Source organism: Methanosarcina spelaei, assembly GCF_002287235.1.
GTDB classification, from domain to species: Archaea; Halobacteriota; Methanosarcinia; order Methanosarcinales; family Methanosarcinaceae; genus Methanosarcina; species Methanosarcina spelaei.
The window spans coordinates 1-12,581 of the sequence record NZ_LMVP01000052.1 but is presented as its reverse complement, the minus strand read 5'-3'; the positions used below and the strand labels follow the sequence as shown (position 1 = coordinate 12,581).

The window sequence follows — 12,581 nt, the reverse complement described above, 5'->3', positions numbered from 1 at the left end:
TGCAGTTATTTTTATCAAATAATATAATACTTATTTATATTATATTTTTATTATAAATAATTACCCATTTTATACGACGAAGAGCCATTTATCATATATATCTTTTGCCAACATAGAATTACTTTAGGGAATAAGAACAGTCAGCCTGCTCACAGTTAGAAATCAAATTTGCACTGGTGTACTCAACTGCAAACAATACGACAACTGGCTATGTTCGCATCACCTTTAGAAAATTTTGACTAAGTAAATATTGTCTGTTGTTAAATATGCCACATTAAGATTGTTTTTTATATCTCCTATAGTATAAATCACCATGGGGGAGAAAAAATGTCAGGAATAAACACTTATGAGTCCATGTTAATTTCTTTTAATCTACAAAAAATAGCCTTGATCCTTATCATAACTGGGTTCATCATATTAAGGGTAGGAAAATTGAGTAAAGGAAAATTAAACAGACATGATATAATATCTGCATTCGGATATTTGTTAGTTATCTTATCCGTCCCATATATGATTAATTTTACATATGATATTATAGTTTCGCAAACAGTTTCTCCTGTAATTTTAACCCATTCTTTAATAGGAATTGTAATTTTACTCCTGGGATTTATTATTGTGATTAATAGAAGAAGCTGGAAAATTAAAAGGAGATTGAAAACTAAAGCTAATATGCAAACTCTTTTAGTTTTATGGCTGGTAAATTTTATATTAGGGTCATATATAGCTTTATTCACTTAATAGAGTTGTATATGGCTTTATTATTCACTTAATAGAATTGTTATTTTTATTACTTTAGTACATTTAAAAGTCATTATAGGTTCTGGCAGGAAGTTTATCCAAAAAATGAAAGATTTATGGCAGATCTAAAAACTTGAGTATAAAGAATCACTAAAGCAGCATAAGAGGAATGTCTCTCTTATTTACAGGATCTGTTAAAGCAACTCACAACCTCGCAGTAATTTCCTTTGTACGACCTGCCGGAAAATATTTACTTAAGTCACAAACTGACGCATAACGGCTACTGGGAAAGTTTTCATCCCCGTAGCAGAAGCTAGCAAGGTATTCGACTGATAAAACGCTCCTTAAATAAATACACCTTGAATAGAACATTTATAAACAAAATTTTCCTGTAATCATATATAGAACAAAAACAATAAATGTGAACATTATGACCCCAGTAGACAGGGAAAGTCCCATTTGCCCGGAATTCTTCCCGGAATTTATCATAGGCATCGAGCCGCCAGCCAACAGGACGGAAAAAGCGCTCTGGTTCATTTTCCGGGGCCGCGAGGTTCTCCTCAAGCTCAATAAAAATCCAGGTGCAATTCCAAAACTGCTGGACTTCGGAGAACTCGGGCTTTCGGGAATTCGGGAACAATATCTCGGAACACTTGAGGGAACCCATTGTTATTCGATAGAACTTCCTGAAGACGCACAGGCACCTGAGGGAATGAAATTTGCGGATCTCAGACAGGCATATGCGGAAATGGGTGAGAATTGCTTTGCGCTGGTGAATAAAGCCGTCCAGATTATGGAATGGGACAGAACTAACCAATATTGCAGCCGCTGCGGGACAAAGACTGTGCAAAAACCCGGCGAAAGGGGAAAGGAGTGCCCTGACTGCGGGGAGCTTTTTTACCCGAGAATCTCGCCTGCCGTGATCGTACTTATCAGAAAAGGACATGAGATTTTACTTGCAAGGTCCCCGAATTTTCCGACAGGAATGTACGGTTTGATAGCCGGTTTTGTTGAACCTGGAGAATCAGCCGAAGCTGCCGTTGTCAGAGAAATCAGAGAAGAAGTGGGAATTAAGGTCAAAGATATCAATTATTTCGGAACACAGGCCTGGCCGTTTCCTAATTCTCTTATGATCGGGTTTACTGCAGAGTACGATTCAGGGGAGATCCAGCCAGATGGGTTTGAAATAGAGGATGCAAGATGGTTTTCGGTTGAAAATCTGCCTGATCTACCTGGAAAAATAAGCATTGCGAGAAAGCTGATTGATCATTTCCTTAAAGAAGAAGGGCTGGAAGTTTAAAACAAGATTGAGAATTCAATTTTCAGTTCAGAATTCTATTCTTCCTACTGCAACCTTTTTTAATTCTTTTTATCATTTTCAGTATCATTTTCAGTGTCATTTTCAGTATCATTTTCAGGATGTTATCGGACCTGCCGTGTGCCAGGTCTTTTTCATCCTATAACTTGAGTTCAGAGATACTGTATCAATGGTGTTAATTGCTAGTGAAGTCTTTGCGAAATATAACGGAGTTAAAATAAAATGATCAAAAAGGTTATAAATTTTATAATTCCATTTGTTATTACAACTCTTATTTTACTGGTATATTTTTATCTTATACATGGTTTACCTGTTGCTCAAGAATTGGAAAAAACGAATACCGTATCTGTGCAAATTATGCAGGAAAACAAAACCATTACTCTTACTAATAATGAAGATATTGAGAAAGCTGTCAATGTTGTGAAAGTATTAAGTTTTCATTTTGGAGAAGCTAATGGTGGACCTGCAGATACAACATGCACATTTTATCAGAGAGATGGTTCCGAAATAGAGATAGGAGCAAACAATGATACCATTTTTAAGAATGACAGGCAGTATGTTGGTGTGAACGAGTCATGTCAGTTTTTTGAAAACTTAATTCAAGGTCTTTTCTTTTCGGAAACACTGCAGGATGAGAAACTGTACAATTAACGAATGAGCTATCTTAAAACTTGATTTAACCGTATTACTTTTGAGATAGGCTCATTATAAAAAAGTCCCCTATTATCAATTGTTTTTCAACATCCCTTAATTGATTCCACGACTGTTGTTTATGATATTAATATGGCTGTTATTATTAATACTGTTTTGATAGTCATTCAAATTTTTCCAAATTCATTGAATAAAAATAAGTTAGAAATATGCTTCAATTGTGGCATTCTTTTTTAATTCACCAGACTCGGCAACAACTATATCCAATTTATTTTTATAAGTGCCTTTATCTCCATCACGTTCAGTAACATCTGGATAGACTTCAAGGTTAATATCAAACTTTATGGCCTTACTGTTGATATTATTACTCATTTCAATGTAAGTTTCATATGTGATTACTCGGGATATTAATCGAAAATGTTGATAATCTTCTCCTACTAACGATACTTCACTTGCAATCGGATATAAAATAGGACTGTTTTCATTAATAGGGTCTTCATTGTTTATCTGTTCCAGTACTACAATCTTTGAAAAGGAAATATCTGCAAGAACAGATTCGTTCGTCCAGAATTCCAGCATTGGACCGTGTTTGGTATTTACAATAGAAGTCTTCCAGTTTCCATTAAGTGATTTATTGTCGAGTGATTCAGTAGTATTTTCAAAATATATTCCTCTTATATACTTCTCTGGCGTGTGGAAAACATGCTCTCGTAGAAGACTTTTGAAAAAAGAAGGTTCTTCTTGAGAAGGTGTGATCGCAAAAACTCCTTCTTTTGTTGCAGGAATTGGAACTAAAATTTTAGTTGTTCCCGATACTTCAGTTCCTGAAAGACCACTTATTTTTACCGTATATTCGTAATGTGGCCTTAACTCGTCAGCCCTCCAGTCTCTTAGATTCATCTCAACGACGTATAGTCCACTCAATACTATCAATAAGAGCATTAAAAAGAAATAAGTGATAATTTTTTTCACTGTTTCATCATCCTTAACTGAAAAATGAGAAAATGAGAATATTCATCTTCTCATGTATTTAACAAGGCCTATGTTATACTTGGCAGATTTTAAGAGAACTCTTTCTGTATTTAATTTTACAGTTGCACTACTTTCCCATGTATTCTCGTTGTAATAAATTTCCATCCACAGTGAACTCAAGTATGCATTTGAATATTCTGCCAAATCTTGTGCCACAGCCTCTGGATCTGACACGTAATAATCGTTATTATTATTGCTTACTACAGATTCAAAGTTATAATTGCTGTTCCAATTTGCAGTGACATAATCTTCATAGTCATAATGAACCCATTGATTTAGAGTCTGGTTTGTTACCATTCCTGTATGCAGTGGATTTCCGACATCTATCAAGTAGTGGCTAGCATATCCTAACTCAGTATATGCAGCTGAAAGTTGTCCTCCATCATAATATGCCGCGGCGACACCAGCGTGGCTGTCGCAGTTCACAGCTGCAAGACCGTTGTCTGCCACAGGATCATAGTAATGGTTGTATGACTGCCAGATTTGAGGATATGGCCAGGTATCTGGATCATCTGCAGCATTTGATGCTATATCTGCGTAATAATCAGTGATTCCAACTTTTTTGACAGCAATTCTTGTCATCTTTTGATGAGGAGTTGCAGTCCATCTTACTGAGACCCTGTCGTTTACACCATGTTTGTCGTTCAAATATTCAGCAATTGCTACATCTACTTGTCCTAAGACAATCATATCTTCTTCTGTAATACTATCGGGGTACCTATTCCAAATATCTTTCATTGACTTTTTCATTTCATTCTTTTTTTGTTTAGAAGTATAGCATTCATCGATATATTTCAATAGTGTTTTTTGTTGATTCTTGTCTGCTTCAAGTAAATACCAATAAGGTTTTTCAGTATCGTATGATTTTATTGTGGTGTCAGGATTAAGATCAAGTTCTGGATTTTGTTCTATCAGTGCTACTTCTACTTCTTGATCTATTTCATCAGTTACAGCTTCAGCAGTTGCGCCCGAAACAAATACCATACTTAAAATCAGCATCGTCATTAATAGCAAAGCAATTTTTATTCTGTTTCTGGTATTCTTCATTTTCTTACCTCTTCACTTAATTCTGAGGCAAGGCTACCTAAACTTTATAACTCATTAAAGCAAATAACTATGCCCTTTGGGCATGAGGCGTTCAGTCTTATCTTCCAGTTTGCCTGAACTTCATAAATAATAAAAATGAAATTATACTATATGAAAATTTTTGATTCTTCCATAAATATAATATTTATTTGCTTTTAATTAGGATACGAATCATTACAAACGTGTTATTTTGTCCCATCCGAATAGGTTGATGGTCAATTTGTATCTGGTTGGTATTATGCCCCACATTCCGCAGTATTTTTATGAAAATCAATATTTTTTCTGATAGAGCTTTTAGAACAAATGCAAATAAGATCGCTCCAAATAAGTTAGGTTCTTGTAGAACAAAACTAGCGATTTTATGATCTCGGGCTGAACTCGCCTGTCTCGTATGGAGTAGGCGAGAATCAAAAATATGAAATGTAATAGAGGCGAAAAAAATCAGCCTCAAATTATAAAAATTTAAGATTCTCCTCTCTTTTTCTTCTCAGGTGCCACGGGCTCGGTTAAAAAGAATCCAAACGATGCGAAATCTTTGACATCCATTTTGCGAGAATTCTCACCGGAAGAGATAGCAGGAGTGATGAACCGGAAAAACTCACTGGCAAACTGCTCGTAGCTGAATCCTTCAGCCCCAATCACCAGTTTCCATTTATTTTCCATTGACAGGATACCCATGAAGGAGATCATAAGGTACATCGAGGTAAGGAACGGGTCGATATCGGCACGGATTGTACCGTCATTGATACCCTCCCGGATCGCATCCCGCAGGAGCAGACGGCAAGTACCGTATCCTTTTCCGATCTCTGCGGTACACGGGTTTTCTTTGGAAAAACGCTCGGAACCGTAAAAATGGATCATTCGAAGATAATCGGGATATTCCTGTGCATACTGGTAATAAGCCTGGCCCATCAGGGCTACCTTGACAATGCCAGGCACCTGTTTCTCCATGCATTCCGTGTATTTTTCTTTAAGGATCTGGATACCGCGGAGTACAATGGTTGCAAAAAGTGTCTCCTTATTTTTAAAATATAGATAAATAGTAGCCTTATTCAGTTCGACCTCGCGGGCGATGTCTTCCATAGAAACATCTTCATAACTTCGAGAAAAAAAGAGACGTTCAGCTGCATCGATAATCTCTGTTTTTCGCTGTTCCTTTTCTCGTTGCCTTCTATCGGCGATTCCCATAGTTCCACTTCACCTGACCCATATTTATAGGCTCATATTTATAACTCATGTTTATATTAGGACTGTTAGTTATATGATTTAATTATGTGATTTAAGGAATTAATGTACTCCAATTTTCCGCTTTTCCAATTGGGATATATTCGGGATAGATTCATTAGATAAAATATTCAGGCTCCTTTCGCTGGCTATAGAGCGTATGGAGACGCACCGATGCATCTTTAACCAACCCGGGTTTCATCGATCTGGCACTTTGCGGGCAGTTTTTGATGCACGCACAGCAGGTAATGCATTTTTCTATATCGATCAAACGGGAATTTTCCGCATCAACAGCACCTACAGGACACACCTCTGCACAGGTTCCGCACTGTGAACACTCATCACTGACTGCGATAAAATCAACAGTCCACAATTTTGTAACTCCTCCATAAGGATAAGTGCCAGGCACATGCACAGCAGAAACCTGAGAGATTGATGAAACAGATTGCAGCTTTTCACGTATTTTCTGTCCGAATATTTCTGCATGGTGTAAATCATCTTCATCGGGACGTCCCTGTGCTATTGGTGTCTCGGAATTTGAGAATGAGTGTTCTCCGAGATATGCTGCACAGGCAATGGGAGTACACCCACATTTCGTTACAATGTTTTTTAGCTCAAGCAGTGCATCGTCATACACACGATTACCATAGACAACAACACAAACGGTCGGTGTATTACGAGCCTGAATTGAATTCAGCCATTCATTTAATAATGCCGGCACTCTTCCCATATATACGGGAACTCCAATAACAAGCAATTCATTTTCCAAGGTCAGTAATGGCTGTTTTCTTGCATCCGGTCTGGTAATATCGATTAATTCCACGGTGCCTGGGTTAATACCATGTGCAATGCCCTGAACAACCGCTTTTGTTGTCCCGGTAGGTGAAAAATAAACTAATTTTACAGATTCTATTTCCATTTCATTTACTCCATAAGTTGTGTAACTTCAAGTTATAATATAACTACTGGTCTTAAATAACCGTTGGTTAGTAAATAACTGTTAGTTAGTAGATAACTGTTAGTTAGTAGATAACTGTTAGTTAGTCTGAAGTGTTTTCCGAGGAAAAATGTCAGATGCCTGATGAAGGCTAAAATTTTGTTTGGGATGAATAGGAAATTGAAACGAACAAGTAAAATTTCTAGTTTATTCTCATTGTCGCTTCCGAACAGATTCCACAGGTAAGACCATCAAAAGATGCTCACATAAAAAAGAATGAAAATATGCTATCTTCCCTGCTCACAGTTCCACCTCAGAGGGCGGAGAAGGAAAAAATGTTTTAATAGGGTTGAAATATATCTCCAATCTCCAAAATAAATGCAATTATGTCTGTTATATAATCTATATAAAGCAGACACTTTAATGAAGATTTCCATCCTCATTAAGAATCTTCAGGAGCTCGATAATCGAATATGAAGCTCGAGTAATTCCCATACTGCGTTTATCAGTGTCCGTGCCCGCAACGTACAGATTCCGAACAGGAGTTCGAATATCTGCGAACTTTCCATTAATTGCGACTGCAGCTTTTTCTGGAACTGTTATTTGTTCGTGCTGCATATCGATATATTTCTCAATGTTTGGATGGGCACGGAAAATAGTATCGTAGGCTTTTTTTGTCTCCTCGTCTTCGTTTTTATTTTCGTCAATCACGAAAGAAAAACCTATAAGCTGTTTATCCTTTGGAGCAAGCGAGGGATCATAGTTACTTATGGGTGTTGCCCAGTAGGCGAAATCCTTGAACCAGATCTCTGATCCCGTGTAATTAAAATCGGGAAACTCTTTTTCAAGTCCAAGCCAGACTGTCAGGCTTTTGCTGTGGACTATATCTTCCAGATTCGCCTTATATTCCTGAGGGAGATCCATTATAAGCCTGGGAAGCTCGGTTGCAAAACCCGTGTAGACAACAAGGTCAGAGTTATATACTTCATCGGCTTCCACGCCTGAAATCTTTCCGTCCTGTACAAGGATGGATTTAACCTCACATCCCTTTTTGATCTCAACAGTTTCCGGAAGTGAATAAAGAACAGCGTTGAGCAGGGCTTTTAAGCCTTTTCTGGGATAACCCTGAGAATAGTTTACATTATTTGTTGCAAGCCTTTCCAGAGAGGTAAAAGGCTGGGTGACCCTGGTCATCCTGGCCTGAAGGGAGGCATGGAGATGGTATGGAAGGACTGAAGCAAGGATGGACTCTGCAGACTGGGACTTTTTGGGTTCCAGTCTTCCGATCATTGCATCAAACTGTTCCTGGGTAATACTGTCTCTGACAAAACTGCTTCCTGACAGAACCCGTTGGGCAGAGGTTTCCTTCATTGACTTGCCTGAGAGGAAAGCTGATATCGTGTCCACAAAATCGTAAGTTTCTTTTGAAAGGCTTTTTGGCAGAAAATCATATACTGACTGGTCGGACAGATCTATTCCAAATGAAGACAGGGTAAAGGCTTTTGTAAGAGTCTGGGAAAGTAGTAATCTGTCCTTTCTTGGAAGCACATCAAAAGTCACGAAATCTTTGAGGTTGGAAGGAACTTTGACAAGAGTATTTTCAGTCCGAACGTAATAATGCCCATATTCCTCAAACACAGGCAAAAAGTCAAAGTAATTATCCATCAACCTCTTCAGAGGTCCTTCAATCAGATGAGTAATTGCGTGTGCTCCTGTATCTACCTGATAGCCATCTACCATGTAGCTGTTGCAGTTCCCGCCTAAATGCTGTCTTTTTTCAAGAACAAGGACTTTTTTTCCATGCTTTGAAAGCGTAAGCGCTGCAAGAAGCCCGCTTATACCCGCCCCAACGACAATTACATCGTATCTTTTCATACCTTAAACTACCTCAGTTTTTTCCAGCGAATTAAGTTACAGTTAAATACAATTATTCACCTTATTCTTTCAACTTACAAATTAAAATCATATTGTCAGAGTTCTACATTAGTGGAAGGGTTAAATAAAATATCTGAAAATTATAATAAATTACTTTAGATCCAGGATGTTATTAAAATCATACTGTACGATTATGATTTATCCTCTTTATATTTGAGCCCTGGCTTACATTTGTAGAGTAACATAGAGAAAAAAATAGTATTTATAATTAACAGTCAATTGGTAAACAAGGCGCATATTACAATAGTTGGAATTTATCCTGTTTTCATATCTTATACAAAAAGAGTTGCTGGTGACTCCAAAACTTATCAATCAAATTGAAGCTATAAAGAACACGTTTGTAATCCTCTGATCAAACAAACTAATTTATGGACTGATTTGTAAGTAAGTACCGTATTTAACGTACTTCTCATGGTTGTTTAGACAACAGCTCTCTTCTAATAAAAAAGGCCTTTTAGGGATATTCACTCTTCAAATTGCGTACAGAAGCACTTGCTATACTGGATTGCATAGAGAGCCCGATAATTGTTAAACAATTCTGAACCTTTTACTTAGTCTGATTTCATGGTAGCCGCAGTTTCTACATTTAAAATACCTTATTTTCTTCTTGAAAACGTAATTTAATACGTCAATATCTCTGTATTCTTCCATTGCATGTTCTTTCCCACATTCCTCGCAGGTGTCTTCTTTTAAATTATCCTGCCTTTTCTCTTGATGGTGGTCTATGTATTGAGGTTCAACTTTTATATCTTCATGCCCGCAGTTTTTACAGTGCCAGTACTGTGTCAGGGTTTTTGTATAGGTATCAATTTTGCTTTCTTCTTTTACAAGTGGAGCCTGAAACTCCTCAAAAACTAAGTGTTTCCCGCATTTCTCGCAGTATGAATCCGCACAATAGTTCGTTATTGCCCTGTAATAACCAAACATATAAAGGAAAATAATTTCTGACACAATTGTTAGGAATCTTCCGGCTGATAAAAGAAAGCTTTCGGATTTTACAGAAAAATGAGCAGAGACAAACATCAAAAATAGGAATACCAGTACTGAAAGAAGAAGGAGTTTTGAGAATAATCTGGCTCTTTTTTGAATTTTTTTTACTCCAAGCTTATTTGCCAGATTAACAGCTTCTTCCCTGCTTTCAGGGCTATATCTTGGATTCAGTTTCTGAGTCATTTCCACGATGTCATTTTCAGGATCTATTTTGTAGCGGATGCCTTTATAAAAAGCCTGATATGAACCTGATGGAAACCTTATTCGTTTGTCTTTTGCCAATTGATCAGCGGCCCGTTTCTGATTATATTAGCTGTTATTCGTGAGTAATTTTATATCACAAAGCATGATAAATGTTTTTCCAGCAGAGTTATGCCTCTGCAGCTCGAGTTCTGCAGGTCTTTTCAAAAAAGGCTTGACCGCAAGCCTTTTCAAAAAAGGCTTGAGCGAAAACGGCAGGTCAACATTTGGATTTGATAATCTTATCCCCAAACCTTATAGGCGTGATCAACCGGCGCAACGGTTGCAGCACAACCGTTGCGCTCAAGATGGTAAGCTATAGTTAAGATACTGAGCTACGTTCAAGGAGGGCAGGTTTTTTATAAATTAGTATTACTTTTACTCAACCGGATCGGTTTGAAGGACCTTGACAGTTATATTGTTAGCTGTGAATTGTTTTTGAAATCAGCAGATTTTATATCCCAAGTTTCTTTTCAAGCTCACAGGAAATCGGATTTATCAAAGACTTATTTCATAATTACAACACACGATATCTTTTCCGTTCCGTTCGACCCTACTAAAAAGGACTTAGAAAACCCATTTTAAAGCTAATTTAGAAACCCTAGCAACAAATAACTTATGGTTTTCTTGGGGGGACTTTCTGGATAAATTTATAAACTTTAATTATATATATCATGAGGTAAAGTAGGATGTGGGCATCTGGGAAGGTCATAAGAGACCTTTCAACTGTTTTTAATAACCCCCCAACACCCCCCACTCCCCAATAACCGGATGCCCAATTTCCCTATCATCAATTTTCTAATTCTGTTTCTGGAACACAGCCAAAGTTTCGCTTCGGCAACATGTGGTTCATTTCGGTTCAAGCCTTTTCAAAAAGGCTTGAACGAAAACGAGATAACATTTGGATTTGATAACCTTATCCCCAAACCCTATAGGCGTGATCACAAGCCTTTTTAAAAAAGGCTTGACCGAAAATCCCTACTTGATCGAAAACGACAAGTCAATACTTGAGTTTAAAATCTTATCCCCAAACCCTATAGGCGTGATCAACCGGCGCAACGGTTGCGGCCCAACGGTTGCGGCTCAAAGCTTGAAATTAAGCGCATTAGAGATGTCAAAAGTTAAGCGATTTCAAAAACAGAGATCAGGGTTATTTGCAAGGAATGACGAAGGTCATTATAAAATTAATGAAGCCAAGGTCCGGATTTGAACCAGGACTGAATCGCTCTGCTGGCGATTGCGTAACCGCTCCGCCACCTTGGCAATCTGTAGAACTTTATACAGCATAGAAAATATATAAATTTTTAGGTTAAGCAGGTATTATAAGCGTGCTGTAAGATCTTCCCTAAAATAAGATTAAAAGTAATTTCAATATTTTATTTTTGCTGCGTTTGGACCTAAAAAACTCCTTTCCTTTTGGAAAATTCTGATATTTCTACGAAACCCACAAACACCAGTAAGACTTCCCATCGTAGGGCCTCGACCGAGGAGCTCTTTCCGTATTTTCTATGTCTACATAAAGGAAGTTTCCCTCAGAAAATCCGTTTCTAGTAACGTTTTGTGCTCTAATTACAGGAATATCTACAGTTTCTTGATATTTTACAAATTTTGTGAACTCCGAACTAGCTAATTTTTTTACAAACCCAAGATTTTCAATTGTTGTCCAGCACTAATAACTCAAAGGGAGCGTCAATAAATTTTTAATATCAACCATCTGGGTTCTCTATGCGTTTTTAAAGGAACTTGTTTATAATGCTGACATTCCCACAATATTTATTTATACTTATTTAAGTAATAATAGATGATGCGGTTTTGCTTTTTGGATAAATTTATATTTTAAGCTGTAACTGCAAACCAAAAGAAGGAGCCTTTTTATGGGAACTTTTAAAGGACTTGTTTATGTAAAACATGGAAGGGTCGGAAGCAAATCTGAAGGCCCGGATTACTATCTGCAGACGTGTGACGGTGAGCATCTGCTAAAATATGCGGACAGGTGCTTATGGAAACCGGATTATTATCTTGAGTTTTTCTGCCGTAAGTTTGTTGAAATTAATGGAGAGTTTGATAAGGAAATAAACACAATAAATGTAAAATATATAAGCGAAATCTTCACGGGGTTTATCCCTCAAAATGAAGCACTGCTGACCACAAAAGTATAAATTTACTAATGTTTCTTAATTTTTTTATTTTTATTTTTACTTTAATTTTTTAATTTAAATCTGGTCGTGTCCTCAAATTATTGAACAGGAACTCTAAATGTTAATAGTTCCTTTAAACTCCATATGTGATCAGTTATTCCTTCTGCCATAGCTGGAGTCCTTTGAAACCATTTTCTATTTCCAGAATCTATTTTTAACCTTAGAGACTTATGAGGTTTTATAAAGTTATACCATGCTTGGAATAAGTCAAATGCTTTCTGATGCATCCTTT

11 protein-coding genes, 1 tRNA gene and 1 pseudogene are annotated in these 12,581 nt (G+C 37.1%); 5 read left to right on the top strand and 8 right to left on the bottom strand.

What is annotated here, in order from left to right:
- Window positions 1-327: 327 nt before the first annotated feature.
- The 3 genes from ASJ81_RS04280 (at window position 328) to ASJ81_RS04270 (ending at window position 2,707) form a co-directional block, all read left to right on the top strand.
- Window positions 328-738, top strand: a complete 411-nt coding sequence (locus tag ASJ81_RS04280) for a hypothetical protein (RefSeq protein WP_095643404.1) — start codon at window positions 328-330, stop codon at window positions 736-738.
- A gap of 430 nt (window positions 739-1,168) precedes the next feature.
- Entirely contained in the window at window positions 1,169-2,038 is an 870-nt protein-coding gene (gene nudC, locus ASJ81_RS04275) for an NAD(+) diphosphatase (protein ID WP_095643403.1), read from the top strand.
- Between the two features lie 240 nt (window positions 2,039-2,278).
- Window positions 2,279-2,707, top strand: a complete 429-nt coding sequence (locus ASJ81_RS04270; RefSeq protein ID WP_095643402.1) for a hypothetical protein — start codon at window positions 2,279-2,281, stop codon at window positions 2,705-2,707.
- Window positions 2,708-2,908: 201 nt separating this feature from the next.
- On the opposite strand, the gene ASJ81_RS04265 is transcribed toward ASJ81_RS04270, so the two are convergent.
- From ASJ81_RS04265 to ASJ81_RS04235, 6 genes are all read right to left on the bottom strand, one after another.
- Window positions 2,909-3,679 (bottom strand): hypothetical protein, encoded by a 771-nt coding sequence (locus ASJ81_RS04265; protein WP_245859776.1) that lies wholly within the window; start codon window positions 3,677-3,679, stop codon window positions 2,909-2,911.
- 42 nt (window positions 3,680-3,721) lie between these two features.
- A complete protein-coding gene (locus tag ASJ81_RS04260; RefSeq protein ID WP_095643400.1) occupies window positions 3,722-4,786 on the bottom strand; it encodes a hypothetical protein in 1,065 nt (354 codons plus the stop codon).
- Between the two features lie 501 nt (window positions 4,787-5,287).
- Entirely contained in the window at window positions 5,288-6,013 is a 726-nt protein-coding gene (locus tag ASJ81_RS04250) for a TetR/AcrR family transcriptional regulator (protein WP_095643398.1), read from the bottom strand.
- 154 nt (window positions 6,014-6,167) lie between these two features.
- Window positions 6,168-6,968 carry an EFR1 family ferrodoxin gene (locus ASJ81_RS04245; protein ID WP_095643397.1) on the bottom strand — a complete coding sequence of 267 codons (801 nt, stop codon included), beginning with the start codon at window positions 6,966-6,968 and terminating at the stop codon, window positions 6,168-6,170.
- Between the two features lie 438 nt (window positions 6,969-7,406).
- Window positions 7,407-8,861: a phytoene desaturase family protein gene (locus ASJ81_RS04240; protein ID WP_095643396.1), complete on the bottom strand. Its 1,455-nt coding sequence runs from the start codon at window positions 8,859-8,861 to the stop codon at window positions 7,407-7,409.
- Between the two features lie 588 nt (window positions 8,862-9,449).
- Window positions 9,450-10,193, bottom strand: coding sequence for a hypothetical protein (locus ASJ81_RS04235; RefSeq protein ID WP_095643395.1), 744 nt, complete (start codon window positions 10,191-10,193; stop codon window positions 9,450-9,452).
- An 859-nt stretch (window positions 10,194-11,052) separates the two neighbouring features.
- Between ASJ81_RS04235 and ASJ81_RS04230 the strand changes: the two genes are divergently transcribed.
- The gene (locus tag ASJ81_RS04230; protein ID WP_095643394.1) at window positions 11,053-11,361 is read left to right on the top strand and encodes a hypothetical protein; all 309 of its coding nucleotides are present in this window, start codon (window positions 11,053-11,055) and stop codon (window positions 11,359-11,361) included.
- On the opposite strand, the gene ASJ81_RS04225 is transcribed toward ASJ81_RS04230, so the two are convergent.
- Window positions 11,343-11,414: transfer RNA gene (locus tag ASJ81_RS04225), tRNA-Cys, on the bottom strand. The genes ASJ81_RS04230 and ASJ81_RS04225 overlap by 19 nt on opposite strands.
- A 611-nt stretch (window positions 11,415-12,025) precedes the next feature.
- Between ASJ81_RS04225 and ASJ81_RS04220 the strand changes: the two genes are divergently transcribed.
- Entirely contained in the window at window positions 12,026-12,310 is a 285-nt protein-coding gene (locus tag ASJ81_RS04220) for a hypothetical protein (RefSeq protein WP_095643393.1), read from the top strand.
- A gap of 77 nt (window positions 12,311-12,387) precedes the next feature.
- Here the strand turns inward: ASJ81_RS04220 and ASJ81_RS23190 are convergent.
- Window positions 12,388-12,581 (bottom strand): annotated as a pseudogene (locus tag ASJ81_RS23190) (hypothetical protein); the annotation flags it as partial.